The organism is Pseudolactococcus hodotermopsidis (assembly GCF_011170085.1).
Taxonomy (GTDB): Bacteria; Bacillota; Bacilli; order Lactobacillales; family Streptococcaceae; genus Pseudolactococcus; species Pseudolactococcus hodotermopsidis.
In genome coordinates this window covers 39814-60504 of the sequence record NZ_BLLI01000005.1, presented here as the reverse complement: position 1 = coordinate 60504, position 20691 = coordinate 39814, and the positions used below count along the sequence as shown (strand labels likewise).

Sequence of the window (20691 nt, the reverse complement as noted above, 5' to 3'; positions counted from 1 at the left end):
AGTAAATGTCGAGCGCTTCACACCAATAAGTTGTTTGAATAAACTGTCATTAAGTGAGCTAGTTTTTGCGTAAATATCTTCCATAACATTAGTTTAACATTTTTTGTATGGTTTAGGAACAAGTCTATTCTTATTATCCGAACAAAAGATAACAAATTACTAAAAGTTGCTGACCTTGTGACAGAAGAAGGACGAGAGAAAGTAATCGCTTATCTTGATAAAATGCAAGATATAGATGATTTGGATATGATTATCGCACTTGGTATGGCAAAAGAAGGCTTTGATTGGCCCTTTGCAGAATATGCACTGACGATTGGTTATAGAAATTCACTAACAGAAGTTGTTCAAATTATAGGGCGCGTGACAAGAGATAGCAGTAATAAAACGCATGCGCAATTTACAAATTTATTAGCGCAACCAGATGCTCAAGATGATGAAGTTCAATATGCTATCAATAATGTCATGAAAGCGATAACTTCTAGTTTACTAATGGAGCAAGTTCTTGCACCTGTTTATAGATTTAAGCCAAAGGATAGTGAAGAGCAAAAATCAAATGGTGTTAATATTTATATCAAGGGGCTTGCTGCACCGAGTAGTGAACGCTCAAAACAAATTATTGAGCAAGATTTGAATGATTTAAAGGCTAGTATTTTACAAGATAGTACGATTCAAGCAGCGATTGCAACAGGTGCTGATGCAAAGATTATCAATAAGCAGATTATTCCACGAATTATTTCAACAATATATCCAGATTTGAATAATGTGGAAAGTGAAGAAGTTCGCCAGCATTTAATCGCTGATATGGTTTTAAAAACTTCTGAGCATGATTCAGATAATCGAAATATTATCAAAATGGCTGATAAATTTATCAATATTGATGATTTGGGAATTGATTTAATTGATTCTATCAATCCATTTCAACGTGCTTATGAGATTTTATCAAAAGATATTGATAGTACAACATTACGCTTAATTCAATCAACATTTGATAGCAAACGAAAAGATTTCACTGAGGCTGAAATTTTAGAACTTTATCCGCTAATCAAAAAATTTAAAGCTGAAAATGGTCGAAATCCAGAAAAAACAAGTCATGATGAATTAGAGCAACGATTAGCCTTTGGACTTGCAAGAATTATTGAACTTAAAAGGGAAAGAAATGGATAAATTTAATAGTCTTGATGATATATTTAATGACCCAGAATTTGATGAGGTCATTAAAGGTAAGGTGCCTGAAAAAATTAGTTCGGCAAATCCAGAAATTAAAAAATTTCAAGAAATCAATGATTGGATAAGAGAGCATAACGGGAAAGAACCAGTAAAGCGTGCTGATAGAATTGAAAGAGCACTTGCGGCACGCTTGAAAGGAATTAGAGGAGATAGTCAAAAAACGGCGTTATTAAAAGATTATGATGAATTTGATTTACTTGATAATGTGACTGATGAAATACCAGTTTTAAATTCACTAGATGATATTTTAAATGATGATGAACTTTTTACTGATTTAGAAAATCATCATTCATTATTTGATTTGTCCAGATATTCGCGAACTGTGAGAGCTGCTGATAAAATTGGTGTTCGGAAAAAAGCTAAAGAATTTGATAAATATGACAGGATGTTTAAAAAAGTTCATGCTGAAATTGCAAATGGCGAGAGAAAAATTTTAAAATTCGGTAATAAAAATAAAAGAATTAATGGAGAATATAATATATCACCGGGGCGTTTTTATATTTTAAAAGGCGTTATGTTATATGTCGAAAGTATGGGAGATGAGTGGTTTGTGACTTCTAAATCTCAAGAAAAAAATACTAAAATACATGTTATTTATGAAAATGGAACAGAAAGTGATATGCTTTATCGTTCATTAGCGTCATCACTGTATTCTAGTGAAAGAACGGGGAAAATGATTTCAGAAAAAATTGATGATTTACCTTTATTGGGAGAAGATAATCCAATATATCAAACGACTGGGTTTATTTATGTTGTAAAATATGCTGGAGATGATAGCCAATTAAGTTCTTTAGAAAACTTGTATAAAATCGGCTATTCTGAAAATGTCGAATCACGATTAAAAAATACTGAAAATGAAGCAACATACTTGTATGCGAAAGTTAATTTAATTGCTAAATTTGAAATTCAAAATATGAGTGCTAGAAAAGTTGAAAAATATCTTCATGATATATTTGCTGACAAGCAGCTACAAATAGATATGAAAGCAGTAAATGGTAGAAAAGTGGATGCAACTGAGTGGTATATCGTCAGTTTTGAGGAAATTCAGTATGAAATCAATAAATTGGTAACGAATTTGCTTGATTAGGTTGATGATAGTGGAAAATTATATTATTTGAGACAAAATGAAATACAGCATAAATTTTAAATCAAACAATAAAAAATGCACTGTCATTTGATTAAGACAGTGTATTTTTTATTTCACCCCTTTCTCAACCTCTTCAAGCATAATCAGAGTAGACTCAAGTCCGCCACCGTACTTAACAAAGAACAGTGGTATTTTGATAATTCAGACACAAATTCCCCAAGCAAAAACAAGATTTTTTACGTATAAGATAGTAGAGGTAAAAAATATGTACGAAATTAGAGAAACAGACTATCCCATGATGCCACGCGAACGTTTGAGAGCGCTTGGCGAAAAATATTTGTCAGATCAGGAACTTCTGGCAATTTTATTGCGAACAGGTACGTCAAAAATATCTGTTTTAGATTTATCAGGGCAAATTCTCAAGCATTTTGAAACGCTAGAAAATTTTCGGCGCTCAAGTGTTGAGGAATTGATGAAAATTCCAGGAATTGGCACGACAAAAGCAGTTGAAATTCGTGCGATGATTGAGCTTGGTAAACGGATTCAGACGACTGAACGCAAGCGTTATGGTCAGGTCAAGGGCTCGCAACAATTTGCAAGTGTGCTGATGGACGAGATGTCAGATTTTGATCAAGAACATTTGGTTGCCGTTTATCTTGATGGTAAAAATAAGATTATAAAAAAACGAACCATTTTTGTTGGTACCGTTAATTCAGCAAGTGCTAATCCGCGTGAAATTTTACATTTTGCGCTCAAAACTTTGGCTGCTGGTCTTTTGATTGCGCATAATCATCCGTCTGGCGATCCGCAACCATCCGATGCAGATATGATTTTTACCGAGCGTATGGAAAATGCTTGCGATAATGTTGGGATCAATTTCATTGACCATATCGTTATCGGACATTCTCGATATTTTTCGTTTCAAGAAAATGGTCTAATGTTATCACCTTTTGATTTTATAGAGGCAAAAGCGCAACAGAATAAGTGATTTTCACATAATATTATAATGTGAAAATCATGTATATAAAACTTTTGAATTTTATAAATGATAAACCGCATAACGAAAAAAAGCCAAATCCTCGTCACGGACATTATACATAAAGTCCGGATGCCATTGAACACCGAGAAAACGTAAGTTCGGGTCAGTTGACTGAACGGCTTCAATCACATCGTCACCGATAGATTTAGCGATAATTTCGAGTTGAGGGGCAATCTGTTTGAGGCTTTGCCTATGAAATGAATTGACTTGCGCTTTTTGACCGTAAATTTTCATCAGCGGAGATGCGTTATTTATTAACACATCATGAGAAGTTTGTGTGATAGGCGTACTTTGCCAATGATTGGGTGTATTTTGATTAAGCGACCCACCGAGGGCGACATTTGCTAGCTGCATACCGCGACAGACACCGAGAATCGGCTTATTTTGCTTGATGGCTTCGTTAATTAGCGCAATCTCGAAAGCATCACGTTCACGATTGTAGTCGTTAGACTTAATTGTTTCAACTTCACCGTAAAATTCGGGTGCAACATTTTGACCGCCAGCTAAAACGAGCTTGTCAATCATCGAAACATAACGTTTAGCATTCATCGGATCGCCGATTGGCAACATGATGGGTAGACCGCCGACAAGTTGAACAGCTTTAATATAACCAGACGGATTGTAGGAAATCGCCATATGCCCCATTTCTCCACCTGCATCGCGCCGTTCATTTGCAGCAACACCGATAATTGGTTGTAAAGTTGTCATTTTTTCTTAGCAGTTTCTTTTTTATCATTCATAAAAAAGAGGAGCGTTTGGAGTTCACTTGTCAAATCAACAGATTGGACGGTAATCTCATCAGGGACTTCTAAACGGTGCGGTGTGAAATTGAGGATACCTTTAATGCCTGCATCAATGAGTATGTCTGCGACTTTTTGTGCTTTATCTGTTTGAACGGAGATGATAGCTGTCTCAATATCGGAATTTGGGAGGTTCTTTTTGATGTCTGAAATGTTATAAACAGGGATGCCATCATCTGTTGTTGTCCCAACAAGCAGATTGCCCGCAACATCGTAGGCTTGGGTAATTCGCATTTTATTGCGGTCATGAAAGCGATAGTTGATGAGCGCACGTCCAAGATTGCCGACACCGACAAGGGCAATATTTGTTTCGGCTGAGTCGCCAAGTAGGTCGCTGAAAAAGTCGCGAAGAACAGCGGTATCATAGCCATAGCCACGACGTCCGAGTTCGCCAAAGAGTGAGAAATCACGGCGGACTGTTGCTGAATCAACGCCTAGTTTTGCGGCGATAGCTTGTGAATTTGTACGTTCAATCTTGTCAGCAACAAATTGCTTAAAAATTCGATAATATTGTGGCAACCGCTTGGCAGTTGCCTTGGGCAACACTTCATTAAATTTTGTAACGACCATTTTTTGAGTAAACTCCATTTTCTAAAAAGTATTCTTTGTGAATATGTTACCAAAAGTTTGTGAAGTTGTCAAACAATAAGTGATAAAATATTAGATAATCTTGTCATTTTATGATAAAATGGGAATATGATTTTACTACAAGGAAATAACATCTCGCGAACTTTTGGCGCAGATGTTTTGTTTGAGAAAATAAATTTTACAATTCAGGATAATTCTAGGGTTTCGCTTGTTGGGAGAAATGGTGCAGGCAAGTCAACATTGCTGAAAATTATTGCAGACGTTGAAACGCCAAGCTCAGGCGAGATGTCAAAGACTAAAAATTTGACCCTGTCTTACTTGGCACAAGAGACCAATTTTTCATCAGAACGTACAGTTTATGATGAAATGCTTAGCGTTTTTGACACGCTTATTGCACAAGAAAAGCAACTTCGCCAAATGGAGTCGCAAATGGGCGAGTTATCAGGCGAGGAATTAGCATCTCTGATGTTACGTTACGACACCTTGACCGAGGAATTTCGTCAAAATAAAGGCTTTACCTATGAATCTGACATCAAAAATGTGCTGAACGGTTTTAAATTTGATGACAGTTTTTGGCAGCAAACGGTGGCAAGTTTGTCAGGTGGGCAGAAAACGCGCTTGGCTTTGGCGAAAATCTTACTGGAAAATCCGCAATTTTTGATATTGGATGAGCCGACTAACCATTTGGATATTGAAACCTTGCTGTGGTTGGAAAATTATCTGAAAAATTATCGTGGCGCAATTTTGATTGTTAGCCATGACCGTTATTTTTTGGACAAAGTGACAACTGAAACATTGGAATTATCGCGTGGTCAGCTTGAAAGATATGTCGGAAATTACAGTAAATATATCGACTTAAAGGCTGAAAAATTAGCAACGCAAGCCAAGCAATACGACAAGCAGCAAAAGGAAATTGCAAGTTTAGAAGATTTTGTCAATCGTAATCTGGCACGCGCCTCAACGACTAAACGGGCTCAGTCTAGGCGTAAAAAACTTGAGAAAATGACACGCTTGGCGCAGCCAACAGGCAATGAAAAGTCAGCAAATTTTGCTTTTCAACCTGCAATTGAATCAGGAAATGTTGTTTTGACAGTTGAAAATGCTGCAATTGGTTATGGTGATACCATTTTATCAAGACCGATTAATTTGGATGAACGAAAATATGATTCGATTGCGATTGTCGGACCAAATGGCATTGGCAAGTCAACACTGATTAAATCCATCGTTGGTAAGACACCGTTAATTCAGGGAACAATTAAGCTCGGTGCTAACGTTGCGCTAGGCTATTATGATCAAGAACAGCGTGATTTGACACCGTCTAACAGCGTTTTGGAGGAGCTGTGGCATAATCATAGCTTGACACCTGAGGTTGAGATTCGCAATCGTTTAGGTGCTTTTCTCTTTTCAGGAGATGACGTAGAAAAGGCTGTTGGCATGCTGTCGGGTGGCGAAAAAGCACGTTTGCTCTTGGCAAAATTAGCCATGCAAAACGATAATTTTTTGGTGCTTGATGAACCGACTAACCACTTAGATATTGACAGCCGCGAGGTACTTGAAAATGCCTTGATTGACTTTGATGGCACGCTCCTTTTTGTTAGTCATGACCGTTATTTTATTAACAGAGTTGCCGATAAAGTCCTTGAAATCTCTGCCGAAGGCAGCAAGCTATATCTAGGAGATTATGATTATTATTTGGAAAAAAAAGCTGAGGAGGCTGAAATCGTAGCACTTTTTTCAACGGAAGCTGATAAAAACGCAGGAGAAATCGCAACGTCAGATTATCAAGCCTCAAAAGCCGACCAAAAGTGGCGCAGAAAGCTGATACGAGAAATTGCTGAACTGGAGGTAAAGCTACAAACTTTTGACGAAAAAATCGATGTTTTACATCAAGAAATGATTGTATCGTCAGAAGATTTCGTTAAATTAGGAATTTTGCAAAAAGAATTAGACACAATTTCAGTAGAAAAAGAATTAGCTGAAGAAGTTTGGCTAGAAAAATCGGAAGAATTGGGAGAGTAAATAAATGAAACATAACACCAAAAACTATGACTATTTAATTGTTGGTGCAGGACCATTTGGCGCAATTTTTGCACATGAGGCAGCTAAACGTGGCAAACGTTCGCTCATTATTGAGCGCCGTAAACACATTGGTGGCAATACGTTTACGCACAAGAAAAATGGTATTAATGTTCATGAATATGGTGCGCATATTTTTCACACAGATAACAAACCAGTTTGGGATTATGTCAATCAATTCACAGAATTTAATGGCTATATCAATCAAGTTGTGGCAAACTATAAAGGAGACTTGTATAATTTACCTTTTAACATGAACACTTTTTATCAGATGTGGGGGGTTAAAACGCCAGCAGAGGCGCAAGCAAAGATTGCTGAACAGCGTGCAGCTGCGGGGATTTCAGGCACGCCCAAAAATCTTGAAGAACAAGCAATTTCTTTGATTGGTACAGATATTTACGAAAAATTGATTAAGGGTTACACTGAGAAACAATGGGGCAGAAGAGCAACTGAATTGCCGAGTTTCATTATTCGTCGTTTGCCGACGCGTTTTACTTTTGATAACAACTATTTCAATCATCGTTACCAAGGTGTACCAGTGGATGGCTATACGGCGATTTTTGATAAAATGCTTGACAGTGACCTGATTGATGTGCAACTTGATACAGACTTTTTTGCTGATAAAGAAACTTATTTAGCGGAATTTCCGCGCATTGTTTACACAGGGATGATTGACCAATTTTTCGACTACAAGTTTGGCGAATTAGAATATCGGAGCGTGCGTTTTGAGTCTGAAACTTTGCCAACAGAAAATGCGCAAGGCAATTCAGTTATCAACTATACAGATGCTGATACACCTTATACGCGTGTCATGGAATGGCGTCATTTCGATCAAAAAGGCGATGAAAATGTTACAATTTTGACCCGTGAATACCCACAAGATTGGGATCGCACGAAAGAAGCTTATTATCCTGTTAATGATAGCAAAAATTCTGAATTATTCAAGCAATATCGTGAGGAATCGAAAAAAGTTGCTAAGGTTATCATGGGTGGGCGTCTTGGGAATTACCAATATTACGACATGGATCAAGTTTTCCATGCCGCTTTAATTGCAGTGGAGGAAGAATTTGGCAAAGAAAACAATTAATTTATTATTATCATCCGACGATGGCTATTTAACCTATGCGCCGACACTTTTTGTGAACTTTTTGACCTTGCACAAAGAGTTTGAGGTAACTTTGTACGCTTTTTCAGACTTTATTTCTAAGAAAAATCGTGACGATTTGACCAAAATCGCTAATAAATATCATGCGAAATTTATTTTTATCGAAATTCCTGAGTTTGAGTTTGCCTTTATGAGTGATTATCCTGGTGGTCTTGTTGGTTGGCCAAAACATTTGTATTATTACCTTTTGGCTGGGAAATATTTGCCGCACGATGTTGATCGTATTCTGAAAGTTGACCTTGACGTCATGTTTTTCCGTTCGATTGAAAATTTCTATTTTGATGATTTTGAAAATAAATATCTGATTGGTTGGCTTGATTTGGAGCCTTTGGTTGATATGAGTGACTGGCTTGAACGTGATTTGTATCGCAAAGGCAATCCTGTCAATGCGGGCGTGCTGTTACTTAATGTCAAAAAAATGCGGAAAAATAACCTTGAAGCGACATTTTTCCAAAATTATATTGATACTGAAATTGTTCCTAAAGGGAACTATACAATAAAGGGTAATAATTCTGGTCGGCTCTTTTTCGCTGATCAAGGGTTGATTAACGCTGCCTTGAGAACGCAACTTGTCATTAAAGATAATCTTGATGTGATTCATTGGTCAAATGCTCATTATCGTGCGCATTATCAAAAAGCAGCGATTGTTCACTTTAATCATCTGCATGTTAAGCCACACAAGTCTGAACCAGGCGATTTGATTGGTGCGCCAAACCCTGATATTTACTGGTCTTATCACTATTATAAACTTGAGGCCTTGACAATTACGCAAAATATTTCTGCGACTTATGTTTTGAATTATTTTAATAAATCGTTTACACCACGCATTGCGCATAAAGATTTTGAGATTCCTTATGCTGTTCTTGCTTGGCAGCGTGTGCCGTCAAAATTTTTGGCATCTTATCTCAATACTGAGAGAAGAATGTGGCGACTTAATTTCTACTTTTCACACTATTTTGAGAAAAAACCTCAAGAATATGTGGTTAAGTTGACTTTTAAATCTTCTGAGGCTATTTCAGGTTTTAACTTCATCGGTTATTATGGTGGCAGATTTCAAGTTTTGCAAAGTTTGAACGTTGTCAAAGATGAGCTGACTGTTTTTGAAGCTAGAATTAATTTTGGCTGGAGAGATTATTCAGGTGTCGGTTTTTCAAATGCGGCAATGGATGTGATTGGTACGCGAATTGATGTGATTGATTTGACGATAGAAGAAAGTGTAGCTGAAAATGAAGAAAGAACTTAATGTTTTAATAGCTGGAGATGAGTCATATTTCCAATATGCACCAACATTTATGACAAATTTTTACGAGCTACATCAAGATTATGATGTTCATTTTTATGCTTTTACAGATTATATGTCTGATGTGCATGTGCAAAATCTTACAAGAATTGCTGATTTTTACAATCAAAAAGTGACTTATATCCAGATTATTGATGCTGAATTTTCTGAGTTGGCTTCTTACGAGGCGGGGATTGAACGCTGGCCTAAGCAAACATATTATCATATGTTGGTAGCAAAATATTTACCTGAAACTGTTAAACGAATCATCTACTTTGATTTAGATATTCTCTTTTTCGAGGATATTTGGCCAATCTATGACATGGATTTACAAGGGAATTATGCGGCGAATTTTGGTGATTGGACACCACCTGAAACATTTACTTGGAATCAAAAACGTTTAGGCGGTTTTACCAATTCTGGTGTTTTATTGATTGATGTTGCGGCTTATCGTGAGCATCAGATTGATTATCATTTTTTTATTAATGTTGCAGACAAATTAAATCAAGAACAACCGATTTATAACAAAAATTTGCTCCAAACACCTTTTCATTTTTTCGCTGACCAAGGTCTGATGTATGTTGCGCTTGAGGGGCATTATCTTTATGCCAAGCGTGATGATGTTAAGCATGGTATAAATCGGATTGAAAGTGCTGATTTTATGCAACATCCGACACGTTTTATTCACATGGTCAACAGATATGGTTTTTGGGCGAAAGCACATAAGCAGACTTTTCAAACAATGTTATCAGACGGTTTTCCTGAGCTAAATTTCTATTATCAAAAGTTTAAAATAAAATCTGAGATTATTTTGCAAGATATGGCGACCTTTGAGGTTATGGACTTTTACAATGTTCAATTGTCTAAGCTGATTGGGCAAGGTGGCATTGCATGTGAGCAAATTTCATTTGGTTCAACTTGGCTTGAATCTGCACCGATGACTTATGAAACGGTTAATGATGGGACAGATTGGGTACGTTTCCCATTTTCAGAACTTTTGAAACTTAAAGCACATCATGTTAAATTACATCTGGAATTTACCTTATCAGAAGATGTTAATGGTCTTAAACTCTTATCTTTTGCCAAAAATAACATAGGTGGGGATAGTTTACGGATAGTGACCTATTTTGATGTTAAGGCAGATGAACCTGTTGTTTTTGACACAGAATTTGAGATTGACTTGCGTAATCGTGAGGGTGTTGCTATTTCATCTGGTGCAATTGCAAAAGCAGGTGTGACTTTAACTATTACTTCTTTAACAGTGAGAGATATTTGAGGTTGTGTTTGTGGTGAAAAGTAGTTAAAATTTTTAGCATAAAGTGGTATTTTATGATAAAATAGTTTAAGACTATTTGAAAGTGAGACTAACATGCAAAATTTATCCCGTGAAATTGCCAAAGATTTGCTTGACATCAAGGCGGTTTTTCTTCAGCCAACTAAGCCGTTTACTTGGGCGAGTGGTATCCAATCGCCGATTTATACAGATAATCGGATTACGATTTCTTATCCAGAAGTGCGCCGTCGTATTGCGCAAGGGTTTGCTGAGCGGATTCGTGCGGAATTTCCAGATGTTGAAGTGATTGCGGGAGCAGCAACTGGTGGTGTTCCACATGCTGCTTGGGTGGCTGAAATTCTTGATTTGCCGATGGTTTACATTCGTGCCAAAGCTAAAGACCATGGTGCTGGCAATCAAATCGAGGGGCGGATTACCAAAGGGCAAAAAATGGTCATTATCGAAGATTTGATTTCGACGGGTGGCTCTGTTATTGGGACAGCTGAGGCTGCGCGTCGTGAAGGTGCTGATGTACTTGGTGTTGCTGCGATTTTCACTTATGAATTGCCACGTGGTATCGAAAATTTTGCCAAAGCAAACTTGCCTTTGATTACTTTGTCAAATTATTCTGATTTGATTGAAATTGCTAAGGTAATTGGCTATGTCAATGCAGATGAATTGCAACTTTTGAAGAAATTCAAGGAAAATCAGACGACTTGGCAAGATTAATACAAAATATGTTTGGTTGCTTTTAACCAAACTATTTTTGTATGGGAATGAGGAGTGATATTTTCCATGATTTCGTCGCACAATTATTAAAGCGTGTTGTGTGTAGCAAGCTCCTAAGTTGCCCCTCACTTTGTTCCTTAAACATTAAAGAAGTAGCTAACCTAACGGAATTCATAAGGTCATCCAACGGCTAAGCGATAAATCGCTAAGGCACGTTGTGCCTAGCTACTTCCCTAAGTTCTTCGGCATTCCATGCCTCAATCGCTAAAGGAGTAGCCACTCCAACGCCTAAGCGTTAAACCGCTAAGGCACGTTGTGCCTAGCTACTTCCCTAAGTTCTTCGGCATTTCATGCCTCAATCACTAAAGGAGTAGCCACTCCAACGCCTAAGCGTTAAACCGCTAAGGCACGTTATAGATAGCTGCTTCCCTAAGTTCTTCGGCATTTCATGCCTCAATCACTAAAGGAGTAGCCACTCCAACGCCTAAGCGTTAAACCGCTAAGGCACGTTGTAGATAGCTACTTCCCTAAGTTCTTCGGCATTTCATGCTTCAATCACTAAAGGAGTAGCCATGTTACTAATTAAAAACGGTCGTGTTATTGACCCGAAAACTAAATTTGATGAGATTGCTGATGTTTTGATTGATGGCAAGAAAATTGTCAAAATTGGCCGAAATTTGTCGGCTGAAAAGGCTGATGTTATTGATGCGACGGATAAAATCGTTGCGCCAGGTTTGATTGATTGTCATGTGCATTTTCGAGAGCCAGGTCAGACACATAAGGAAGATATTCATACTGGTTCGCTTGCTGCGGCGCGCGGTGGATTTACGACTGTTGTCATGATGGCAAATACCAATCCGACGGTTTCTACTGTTGAAACTTTGAGAGAGGTTTTGGCTGCTGGGGCGCATGAAAAGATTCATGTTAAGAGTGTTGCGACCATTACCAATAGCTTTGATGGCAGAACGCTCACTGACTTTGAGGCGCTTTTACAAGCGGGGGCGGCGGGCTTTTCTGATGACGGCATTCCTTTTACTGATGCGGGCAAGGTGCGTGAGGCGATGCAAAAGGCGGTCGAGTTTGACACGCTCTTGTCTTTGCATGAGGAAGATCCACAGCTGACGGGTGTTTTGGGGATTAATGACGGTAAAATTTCGCATCACTGTGGGTTTAATGGTGCGCCGACCGTTTCTGAGTACAGTATGGTGGCGCGCGATGCGATGCTTGCGCTTGATACCAAGGCGCGTGTCCATTTTCAGCATTTATCAGCTGGGGAATCGGTGGCTGTTGTGCGTTTTGCCAAAAATATGGGCGCGAATGTTTCAAGTGAGGTGACGCCACAACATTTTTCAATTACGGAAAATGCGATTTTGTCGCACGGCACAAACGCCAAGCTCAATCCGCCTTTGCGCCGTCAAGCAGATATTGAAAAGTTGATAATAGGCTTAAAAGACGGCACGATTGATATGATTGCGACCGATCATGCCCCCCACACCCATGATGAAAAAAATCAAGAGTTGCAGAAAGCACCGAGTGGTATGATTGGGCTTGAAACGTCGCTTGCGCTTGGAATAACGCATTTGGTAGCAAAGGGGCATTTGACATTATTAGAATTGCTTGAGAAAATGACGATAAATCCTGCGAAAGTCTATCGTTTTGATACAGGTTATTTGGCGGAAAATGGACCAGCTGATTTGGTAATTTTTGATGCCAATGAAAGTCGTGAAATTTTGGCTGATTTTGCCTCAAAATCTAGTAATTCGCCATTTATTAGTGATAGTTTACAAGGTGTTGTTAAATATACGATTTGTGACGGAGAGATTGTTTATCATGAAGTTTGATTATAGTGCATTGTGTTATTTAATTTGAAGAACAAGCGTTGATAGCTATTTAAATTGGAGAGATGAAAATGTTAATGTTTGATGATAGTTCTTTTGAGGTTTTTGATGTTATTGGTTTAGATGACAGAATGGCAGCTATACGGTCGAAAATTCAGCCGATTTTTGCGGAGATAATGGCAGAGGTTTCTCATCGTTTGACAGCTTTCACGGGAAATGAGACTTTTGTTCACATTGCCCAACATCGCAGACGGACGAAATATGCGCCAGAAAATACGTGGGCAGCGATTTCTGACAATAAACGTGGCTATAAATCTCAAGCGCATTTGCAGTTGGGAATTTGGGGTGATTATATCTTTATGTATCTGTCAATCATTGATAATCCTGTGAATCGTGTAGCATATGCGGAGTATTTGGCTGACCATCATGACTTTCCGAGCGATTTTGTCTATTCTTTGGATCATACGAAAGCTGACTATTTTTCCGTCTCTGAAGAACTAGAGACTGGCATTAAACGTCTCCACGATGTCAAGAAAGGCGAGTTTGAAGTCGGGCGGGTCATTCTTCGTAAGTCGAAAATTTGGCAAGAAACGCCAGAAAGTTATATTTTAGAAACGTTTGAGCTGTTATTTCCGCTTTATCAAGCTTTGAATGCTTAGAAAACTATATTTTGTTATAGTTTTTTTTTATAGCTAACTATAAGTTCATCATAGTTTCAAACTATGATGAAAAGTGATAAAATTAAGTATAGGTTTTTATAAAAATAGGAAAAGGGGTAATATTGTGCCTGTAAAAGTCAATCATCATTTACCAGCAGTCAAAATTTTGGCGTCGGATAATATTTTTGTTATGGATGACAAGCGGGCGGAGCAACAAGAGATTCGCGTGCTGAAAATTTTGGTGGTCAATCTTATGCCCCGAAAAATGGTCACAGAAACGCAACTTTTGGCACTTTTATCCAATACACCTTTGCAAATTAACGTTGATTTTTTGTATATGGCGACCCATCAATCTAAAAATATTAGGCAAAATCATTTGGATACATTTTACAAGTCTTTTGATGAAATTAAGGATGAGTTTTATGACGGTATGATTGTGACTGGGGCGCCTGTTGAAAATTTGGCTTTTGAGGCAGTTGATTATTGGCAGGAATTAAGTACGGTTTTTGATTGGTCACGTCTTCATGTTTACTCGACTTTGCATATCTGTTGGGGCGCACAGGCGGGGCTTTATGCACGTTATGGTATCCCGAAACATGCGCTTACACAAAAACTTTGGGGTATCTATCATCAAACAGTCGAAAATCCCAAACATGTTTTATTTCGTGGTTTTGATGACGATTTTGTTGCACCTCATTCTCGCTGTACGACGACTTATGCCAGTGAATTACCACATGATTTTGAGGTTTTATCGTGTGGAGAGCGCTCAGGGTTAGCAATTGCGGTCAAGAAAAATTTACGGGAAGTTTACAGTTTTGGGCATTTGGAATACGATCGCATGACCTTAGATTTTGAATATCAGCGTGATAAAGCAATTTTTGGTGAAAATATTATGCCTGACAACTATTTCCCAAATGACGATTCAACACAGAAGCCGCGCATGAATTGGGCGAGTGCGGCGAGTTTATTTTTCTCGAATTGGTTGAATTATGCTGTCTATCAAGATACGCCCTACGATTTACGCGATTTAGCAAAGTATGAATATTTTAATCTTTGACCACAGGAGTGGTTTTTTTGGTATAATAAAATTATGACATTTTATGACCAGTATAAAAAAAATATCGTGTTGCCAGAACTGTTTTTGGCACATCTTTTGGACATTTTTCCAAACTTAGCGAGTTTTAACGTGTGGCTTTATTTTTATGGTAATGAATCGCTAGCACCCAGTCAAGTTGCAGCTTATTTGCAGATGACGACAGCTGAGGTCAACCAGACGATTGAGATTTTGGCAGAATCGCAGACCATGACAGCAGATTTTGATGAAATAACAGGTAACGTGCGTTTTGATACACGTCTAGCTTTTGCTAAATTGGACGAACTTTTAGCAAGTCCTTTGCCAGAAGTGAGTGCTGAAAATGACGATTCAGTTTCCGATATTTCTCGTTTAATTGCAGCATTTGAGCCAGAAATGCCAGGGGGATTGACACCGATTAACATCGAAGAATTGCAAAAGTGGCTGACAGAAGATAAATTTGAGGCTGATTTGATTTTGCAAGCCTTACGCGAGGCAGCCTTAAATCGTAAAGTTGCCCTCCCTTATATTCGGGCAATTTTGCGAAATTGGCGCAATGACGGCATTGTAACAGCACGTGATGTTGCTGATAATCGTGAAGAACGTGAGAGTTACAAGACTAATCAGCAAACAGCTGCCCCACTTTCAGAAGAGTTTTTCAGTTCAGCTGATGCCTTACGCAAGGCTTGGGGGTTTGATAATGCTGAGTAAAGCCAATTTTTTGAAAATTCTTGATATTATCGCTGAGATGTTCCCTCGTGCACATGGCGAGCTGAGGTCTGACACGCCATTTCAAATGCTGATAGCGGTTATATTGTCAGCTCAAGCAACTGATAAGGGGGTTAATAAAGCAACGCCAGCACTATTTGCCAAGTATCCAGATAGTAAAAGTCTTGCCCTTGCTGATATTTCTGACGTTGAAAGCTTGATTAAGACCATTGGTCTGTATCATAGCAAGGCAAAAAATATCATCAGAACGGCGGAAATGCTTGAGACAGACTTTGGTGGTGAACTGCCACATGACAAGGACTTGCTCCAAAAATTGCCAGGTGTTGGGCGTAAAACGGCGAATGTTGTTTTAGGCGATGCGTTTGGCATTCCTGGTATCGCTGTTGATACGCATGTTGAGCGTGTGTCGAAACGCTTGCAATTGGTCAAACAGTCAGCAACGGTCACGGAAGTGGAGGACAAGCTGATGAAAGTTGTGCCTGAAAGCGAGTGGGTCGTGACCCATCATCGCCTAATCTTTTTTGGGCGCTATCACTGCACCGCGCGCAGTCCCAAATGCACGCTCTGCCCTGTCCTGCCCTACTGTAAATTTGGAGAAAAATTATCTATACAATGATTAACGAAAAATTGTCGAAACGCTTGTCAAGTGTGGCAGATTTTGTACCTGAAAATGCGCGTTTGCTTGATGTTGGGAGTGACCACGCTTATTTGCCGATAAATCTTGTCAGCTCTGGTAAAATTACTTTTGCGATTGCTGGCGAAGTTGTAGAAGGCCCTTTTAATAGTGCATGTGAAAATGTTGCGCAGTCGAATTTGACTGATAAAATAAGGGTTCGTCTGGCGAATGGCTTGGCTGCTTTTGAACCGTCTGATAAGATTGACACGATTACCATTTCGGGCATGGGTGGGCATTTAATTGCGGACATTTTGGCAAATGGTATCGAAAAATTGGACAAGGTGTCCACTTTAATCTTACAAGCTAATAACGGCGAATATTATCTGAGAAAATGGTTAATTAAGCATAATTTTAAGATTTCAGCTGAAAAAATTCTCTCAGAAAATGAGAAAATTTATGAAATCCTTGTTGTTCATCATGGCAATGCGTCTGAATTGACAGAAGATGAGCTGAATTTTGGACCATTTTTATTGAAAGAAAAAAATGATGTTTTCCAAAAAAAATGGCAATCTGAAGAAAAAGCAGTTAGCAAAATCTTAGAAAATTTACCAGAAACAGCCGAACAAAAACGACAAGAATTTTCAGCAAAACTTGCCAAAATTAAGGAGATTTTAAATGTTAGCGCGTGATTTTTTCAGTTTATATGAAACCTATTGTCCCAAAGAACTTGCTATGGCTGGTGATCCTGTCGGTTTGCAAATTGGCACGCTTGACAAGGAAATCAAGCGACTCATGGTCACACTTGACATCCGTGAGCAGACAGTTGCTGAGGCGATTGCTAAAGATGTTGATGTGATTTTGGCTAAACATCCTGTTATTTTTCGTCCTTTGGCGAATTTGACCGACCTTGATACGCAAGAGAAAATCGTGCTTGATTTGGCGCAGGCGGGCATTGCCGTTTATACGAGCCATACGAATATTGATATTGTTGAAAATGGTTTAAATGATTGGTTTTGTGAGCTTTTGAACATCACAGAAACTGAAAATCTGACCGATTTTGGTTTGGGACGTGTTGGGACTATCACACCGCAAACTTTGGGAGAATTTTCTGAAGCCATCAAGAAAGTTTTCAATCTTGACGGTCTGTCAATCGTTTCTTATGATAAGAGTCTGTCACAAGAAATCAAGCGTGTTGCCATTTGTGGTGGCAGTGGTGGCAAATTTTACACGGATGCCATTCAAAAATCTGCTGATGTTTATATCACGGGAGATATATATTATCATACGGCGCATGATATGTTGGCTGAAAAAATTGTGGCGATTGACCCAGGTCATCACATTGAAGTTTTATTTATTAGAAAAGTCGCTGAAATTTTGCGAGAATTTGCCACAGATGTTACCATTATTGAGAGTAAGAGCAACACTAATCCGTTTGTGCAGTTTTAAATGTTAAGACAAAAAAATGATGCGTCAATTTCACGCATCATTTTTTAATATACTTTTGTAATTCTTTTAATTCAGCGATCCAATTTATATAAAATTGTTCAACTAAATCAGGAGTCATCACTTTTTCTAACCAGTATTCAGGGGGCAATTTGCCATTTGTTAGCTGTCAATTTTTTATCAATATAAGCATTTTTGACAGCTTTCTAGCTTAGCGAGAAAGTGGTACTAATTTTGGATTGTTGATGATAGCTGTGATGATTTCTTCAAAAATAGCTTTCAAATACTCATCGTTATAGCTACGGATGCCTGCGATACTTGAAGCAGCCATACCATTGACAACAACCCAAATGCGAACGTGAAGGGCTTCAACACGATCTGCAGCCAAATTTTTATATTTGTCAGAGACAAGTACAAGTTTTTTGAAATTATCAAAAGAATAGTCGAACATGTCTTGATTGCGTGCAAAACCTTCAACGAACAAAGCACGGTAAAGGTTCGGATTTTCCTCAGAAAAGCGAATGAAAGCGATACCGAGTGAGACGAGTGGATCATCAGCATATTTTTCAGCCAATTTGACATCAAACATGTAATGGAAAACGTGATCAAGTACAGCGCGTTTGTATTTTTCCATGTTTTGGAAAGCGCCGTAGATAGGTTGTGTTGAAATGCTAAATTCTTTAGCGACATCGCGGGCAGTGAATTTTTCAAAGCCGTACTTTTGCAGGTATTTAAACCCGAAGTCGAGAAGCATTTCGTCTGTGATAACTTTTTTACGTGGCATAATAATTATGTCCTTTCTGTTTGTAAGAGAGTAGTTTATACTTAATCAAGTATAAAAGTAAGACAAGATTTTCTGTCAACTCAAGGCATTTGCCTTCCTTTTATACTTGGTTAAGTACGTTTGTTATATTAATTCAAAACCCATTCGTTAATTGCGTGAGCAACGCCGGATTCGTCATTAGATTTGGTAATGTGTTTGGCAATTTTTTTGAGTTCAGGATTGCCGTTTGCCATGACGACAGGAGTGCCGACCGCCTCTAACATAGAACGGTCATTTTCCTCGTCGCCGATTGCCATTGTTTCCTCATGAGAAATGCCAAGTTTTTCCGCCAAATGTTGGACAGCCAAGCCCTTACTGGCGTTTTTGTTGAGAATTTCCAGATAGAATGGTGTTGATTTGACGATATTATAGCGCTCAGTAAAACGTGTTGGCAGCTTACTAATTGTCTCATCAAGTTTTTCTGGCTCATCAATATACATCATTTTGACAATTTCTTTGCCTGACATCTCAGCAGCTGTCCGATATTTCAGTGGCAGTCCTGTGATATAAGCTTCATTGACCGTGTATTTACTGATGTTACGATTGTGAGTGTAAATTGCGCGCATGGTAATCGAGTGTAGTGGTGTCTCAAGACGACGACTCTCCGTCTCAATATCAAGGTAATCCTCGTAGGTTAGCGGCTCGTCAATAAAGGCCTCGCCAGTGTCAGTCGCCTGAACTAGCGCACCATTGTAGGTAATGACGTAGTTGCCTGCCTCAAGCAAATTGAGTGCCGAAAGAATATTTTTGACACCCAAAAGCGGTCGACCTGTGGCAATAACGATTTTGACACCAGCCGCCTTAGCTTGTTGCACCGCATCGAAAACCTCGGGAGTAATCTCGCGATTATTATTAACGAGCGTGCCGTCAATATCGATAGCGACAAGTTTAATTGTCATATTATTTTGTTCCTTTTCCTAAAAAATGGTCATTTTTGATATAGCTAGTAAAGGCTTCTTGTTCAGCTTTGAAAAGTGTGTCAGACTTGAGAAGTTCTCGTGGGAAATAGAAACGATTATCACCGTGTGACGTGCCAGTTAGCGACTTGACAAGGCTTGACAACTCAGATAATTCAGTCAATGTGCCGTCTTTTTGCATAATTTCAATTTGCGTGCGCGGACTTTTAAGTTCTGGTCGATATAAGTCATAAGGCAAGTCAAAATTAGAATGAATAGCTGTGTAATAGTCCGTATCAAAACCAACTTTCGCAATAATATCACGAAGAACATCTAAATCTTTTTTATCTGCACAGTCATACTTGATTGATTTGGCTAATTTTCGAGTCACAAATGATGTGGCTAAGTCTGATAAAATTTCATCAGGATGTGATTGCCAATTTTGAAAATAGGTTGTCATCACGCCATCGTCAAGATTGAGATAATCTGATAGACTGAAATCATTTTCAAAAAATGGCACCAAACGTGGGCTTGTCATACAAAAATAATCTTTTTGCAGCGGATAGAGCAGTTTTGCACGTTTTAGCAGTTGGTGCAATAACACCTCCATTGCTCGGCTTGCTGGATGAAAATAAACCTGCATATACATCTGGTAACGACTGACGATATAATCCTCGACAGCGTGCATGCCTTGAATTTTAAAGGCGATACCATCCGTAATTGGCGTGATGACACGCATAATGCGGGTCAGGTCGAACTCGCCATAAGTCGCACCAGTGTAGTAAGAATCGCGCAAAAGATAGTCCATGCGATCGCAGTCAATCTGACTGGAAATCAGCTGAACGACCTGTTGATTGCCGTAATCGTGTGTGATGACACTTGCGACTTTTTCGGGGAAATCAGGTGAAACTTTGCGCAGAACAGCATTCACTTCGGTTGAGGACTCAGTAATAATCGCAACCGTAATCGCCTCGTGGTCTGTGTCAAAAATGCTCTCAAAAGTATGGGAGAAAGCGCCATGCCCGACATCATGAAGGAGGGCGGCACATTGAGTAACGAGATTTTCATCAGCAGACCAAGTCTCAGGATAATTTTTGGTAAACATTTCCGTGATTTGCTTGGCAATGTGGTAGACACCCAAACAATGCGTGAAACGGCTGTGTTCTGCGCCATGAAAGGTATAGCTAGAAGTGCCAAGTTGTTTAATACGACGCAAACGCTGAAATTCCTTGGTTGCAATCAAATCATAAATTGTTTGATTATTGACAGGAATATAATTATGCACGGGATCGCGGAAAACTTTTTCCAATTTTTGAGTTGCCATGATTTCCTTTCTACACAGATGAAAATAT

Annotated in this window: 19 protein-coding genes and 1 pseudogene; 15 read left to right on the top strand and 5 right to left on the bottom strand. The window is 38.7% G+C overall.

Annotation, left to right across the window (positions count from 1 at the left end; all coding sequences use genetic code 11):
• Window positions 1–132 precede the first annotated feature (132 nt).
• The 3 genes and pseudogenes from Hs30E_RS01810 to radC all read left to right on the top strand — a co-directional run.
• Window positions 133–1164, top strand: a pseudogene (locus Hs30E_RS01810) (DEAD/DEAH box helicase); the annotation flags it as partial.
• Complete coding sequence (locus tag Hs30E_RS01805) at window positions 1157–2314, top strand: GIY-YIG nuclease family protein (protein ID WP_172207528.1); 1158 nt, start codon at window positions 1157–1159, stop codon at window positions 2312–2314. The pseudogene Hs30E_RS01810 and the gene Hs30E_RS01805, both read left to right, overlap by 8 nt.
• 265 nt (window positions 2315–2579) lie before the next feature.
• On the top strand, window positions 2580–3302 hold the full coding sequence (gene radC, locus Hs30E_RS01800; RefSeq protein WP_172207527.1) for a RadC family protein: 723 nt from the start codon (window positions 2580–2582) through the stop codon (window positions 3300–3302).
• 51 nt (window positions 3303–3353) lie between these two features.
• Here the strand turns inward: radC and Hs30E_RS01795 are convergent, their stop codons facing one another.
• Window positions 3354–4061: a gamma-glutamyl-gamma-aminobutyrate hydrolase family protein gene (locus Hs30E_RS01795; RefSeq protein ID WP_172207526.1), complete on the bottom strand. Its 708-nt coding sequence runs from the start codon at window positions 4059–4061 to the stop codon at window positions 3354–3356.
• Window positions 4058–4723, bottom strand: a complete 666-nt coding sequence (locus tag Hs30E_RS01790) for a redox-sensing transcriptional repressor Rex (protein ID WP_172207525.1) — start codon at window positions 4721–4723, stop codon at window positions 4058–4060. Before Hs30E_RS01790 ends, Hs30E_RS01795 begins: the two co-directional genes overlap by 4 nt.
• 126 nt (window positions 4724–4849) lie before the next feature.
• Here Hs30E_RS01790 and Hs30E_RS01785 point away from each other — a divergent pair, with 126 nt between their 5' ends.
• The 12 genes from Hs30E_RS01785 (at window position 4850) to Hs30E_RS01730 (ending at window position 17623) form a co-directional block, all read left to right on the top strand.
• Complete coding sequence (locus Hs30E_RS01785; protein ID WP_172207523.1) at window positions 4850–6760, top strand: ABC-F family ATP-binding cassette domain-containing protein; 1911 nt, start codon at window positions 4850–4852, stop codon at window positions 6758–6760.
• A 4-nt stretch (window positions 6761–6764) separates the two neighbouring features.
• Entirely contained in the window at window positions 6765–7904 is a 1140-nt protein-coding gene (gene glf, locus Hs30E_RS01780; protein WP_172207522.1) for a UDP-galactopyranose mutase, read from the top strand.
• Window positions 7885–9225, top strand: a complete 1341-nt coding sequence (locus Hs30E_RS01775) for a glycosyltransferase family 8 protein (protein WP_172207520.1) — start codon at window positions 7885–7887, stop codon at window positions 9223–9225. The genes glf and Hs30E_RS01775 overlap by 20 nt, the downstream gene beginning before the upstream one ends.
• Window positions 9209–10537: a glycosyltransferase family 8 protein gene (locus tag Hs30E_RS01770; protein ID WP_172207519.1), complete on the top strand. Its 1329-nt coding sequence runs from the start codon at window positions 9209–9211 to the stop codon at window positions 10535–10537. Before Hs30E_RS01775 ends, Hs30E_RS01770 begins: the two co-directional genes overlap by 17 nt.
• Before the next feature lie 93 nt (window positions 10538–10630).
• A complete protein-coding gene (gene pyrE, locus Hs30E_RS01765) occupies window positions 10631–11263 on the top strand; it encodes an orotate phosphoribosyltransferase (RefSeq protein WP_172207517.1) in 633 nt (210 codons plus the stop codon).
• A gap of 572 nt (window positions 11264–11835) precedes the next feature.
• Window positions 11836–13104 (top strand): dihydroorotase, encoded by a 1269-nt coding sequence (locus Hs30E_RS01760; RefSeq protein ID WP_172207516.1) that lies wholly within the window; start codon window positions 11836–11838, stop codon window positions 13102–13104.
• 68 nt (window positions 13105–13172) lie between these two features.
• Entirely contained in the window at window positions 13173–13760 is a 588-nt protein-coding gene (locus Hs30E_RS01755; protein ID WP_172207515.1) for a DUF1054 family protein, read from the top strand.
• A 124-nt stretch (window positions 13761–13884) separates the two neighbouring features.
• The gene (locus tag Hs30E_RS01750; protein ID WP_172207513.1) at window positions 13885–14817 is read left to right on the top strand and encodes a homoserine O-succinyltransferase; all 933 of its coding nucleotides are present in this window, start codon (window positions 13885–13887) and stop codon (window positions 14815–14817) included.
• A 33-nt stretch (window positions 14818–14850) separates the two neighbouring features.
• Entirely contained in the window at window positions 14851–15543 is a 693-nt protein-coding gene (locus tag Hs30E_RS01745) for a DnaD domain-containing protein (RefSeq protein WP_172207511.1), read from the top strand.
• On the top strand, window positions 15533–16177 hold the full coding sequence (nth, locus tag Hs30E_RS01740) for an endonuclease III (protein ID WP_172207510.1): 645 nt from the start codon (window positions 15533–15535) through the stop codon (window positions 16175–16177). The genes Hs30E_RS01745 and nth overlap by 11 nt, the downstream gene beginning before the upstream one ends.
• Window positions 16177–16866, top strand: a complete 690-nt coding sequence (locus Hs30E_RS01735; protein WP_308780659.1) for a tRNA (adenine(22)-N(1))-methyltransferase — start codon at window positions 16177–16179, stop codon at window positions 16864–16866. The genes nth and Hs30E_RS01735 overlap by 1 nt, the downstream gene beginning before the upstream one ends.
• Window positions 16853–17623 carry a Nif3-like dinuclear metal center hexameric protein gene (locus Hs30E_RS01730; protein ID WP_172207508.1) on the top strand — a complete coding sequence of 257 codons (771 nt, stop codon included), beginning with the start codon at window positions 16853–16855 and terminating at the stop codon, window positions 17621–17623. Before Hs30E_RS01735 ends, Hs30E_RS01730 begins: the two co-directional genes overlap by 14 nt.
• A gap of 208 nt (window positions 17624–17831) precedes the next feature.
• Here the strand turns inward: Hs30E_RS01730 and Hs30E_RS01725 are convergent, their stop codons facing one another.
• From Hs30E_RS01725 to Hs30E_RS01715, 3 genes are all read right to left on the bottom strand, one after another.
• The gene (locus tag Hs30E_RS01725; protein WP_172207507.1) at window positions 17832–18404 is read right to left on the bottom strand and encodes a TetR/AcrR family transcriptional regulator; all 573 of its coding nucleotides are present in this window, start codon (window positions 18402–18404) and stop codon (window positions 17832–17834) included.
• A gap of 128 nt (window positions 18405–18532) precedes the next feature.
• A complete protein-coding gene (yidA, locus tag Hs30E_RS01720) occupies window positions 18533–19342 on the bottom strand; it encodes a sugar-phosphatase (protein WP_172207506.1) in 810 nt (269 codons plus the stop codon).
• 1 nt (window position 19343) lies between these two features.
• The gene (locus tag Hs30E_RS01715) at window positions 19344–20663 is read right to left on the bottom strand and encodes an HD domain-containing protein (protein ID WP_172207505.1); all 1320 of its coding nucleotides are present in this window, start codon (window positions 20661–20663) and stop codon (window positions 19344–19346) included.
• Between the last annotated feature and the right edge of the window lie 28 nt (window positions 20664–20691).

What these genes read in the sequence shown, in the direction of transcription:
- Hs30E_RS01805 (WP_172207528.1), top strand. Translation starts at nt 1,157, where the DNA reads ATGGATAAATTTAATAGTCTTGATGATATATTTAATGACCCAGAATTT.
- radC (WP_172207527.1), top strand. Translation starts at nt 2,580, where the DNA reads ATGTACGAAATTAGAGAAACAGACTATCCCATGATGCCACGCGAACGT.
- Hs30E_RS01795 (WP_172207526.1), bottom strand. Translation starts at nt 4,061, where the DNA reads ATGACAACTTTACAACCAATTATCGGTGTTGCTGCAAATGAACGGCGC.
- Hs30E_RS01790 (WP_172207525.1), bottom strand. Translation starts at nt 4,723, where the DNA reads ATGGTCGTTACAAAATTTAATGAAGTGTTGCCCAAGGCAACTGCCAAG.
- Hs30E_RS01785 (WP_172207523.1), top strand. Translation starts at nt 4,850, where the DNA reads ATGATTTTACTACAAGGAAATAACATCTCGCGAACTTTTGGCGCAGAT.
- glf (WP_172207522.1), top strand. Translation starts at nt 6,765, where the DNA reads ATGAAACATAACACCAAAAACTATGACTATTTAATTGTTGGTGCAGGA.
- Hs30E_RS01770 (WP_172207519.1), top strand. Translation starts at nt 9,209, where the DNA reads ATGAAGAAAGAACTTAATGTTTTAATAGCTGGAGATGAGTCATATTTC.
- pyrE (WP_172207517.1), top strand. Translation starts at nt 10,631, where the DNA reads ATGCAAAATTTATCCCGTGAAATTGCCAAAGATTTGCTTGACATCAAG.
- Hs30E_RS01760 (WP_172207516.1), top strand. Translation starts at nt 11,836, where the DNA reads ATGTTACTAATTAAAAACGGTCGTGTTATTGACCCGAAAACTAAATTT.
- Hs30E_RS01755 (WP_172207515.1), top strand. Translation starts at nt 13,173, where the DNA reads ATGTTAATGTTTGATGATAGTTCTTTTGAGGTTTTTGATGTTATTGGT.
- Hs30E_RS01745 (WP_172207511.1), top strand. Translation starts at nt 14,851, where the DNA reads ATGACATTTTATGACCAGTATAAAAAAAATATCGTGTTGCCAGAACTG.
- nth (WP_172207510.1), top strand. Translation starts at nt 15,533, where the DNA reads ATGCTGAGTAAAGCCAATTTTTTGAAAATTCTTGATATTATCGCTGAG.
- Hs30E_RS01730 (WP_172207508.1), top strand. Translation starts at nt 16,853, where the DNA reads ATGTTAGCGCGTGATTTTTTCAGTTTATATGAAACCTATTGTCCCAAA.
- Hs30E_RS01725 (WP_172207507.1), bottom strand. Translation starts at nt 18,404, where the DNA reads ATGCCACGTAAAAAAGTTATCACAGACGAAATGCTTCTCGACTTCGGG.
- yidA (WP_172207506.1), bottom strand. Translation starts at nt 19,342, where the DNA reads ATGACAATTAAACTTGTCGCTATCGATATTGACGGCACGCTCGTTAAT.
- Hs30E_RS01715 (WP_172207505.1), bottom strand. Translation starts at nt 20,663, where the DNA reads ATGGCAACTCAAAAATTGGAAAAAGTTTTCCGCGATCCCGTGCATAAT.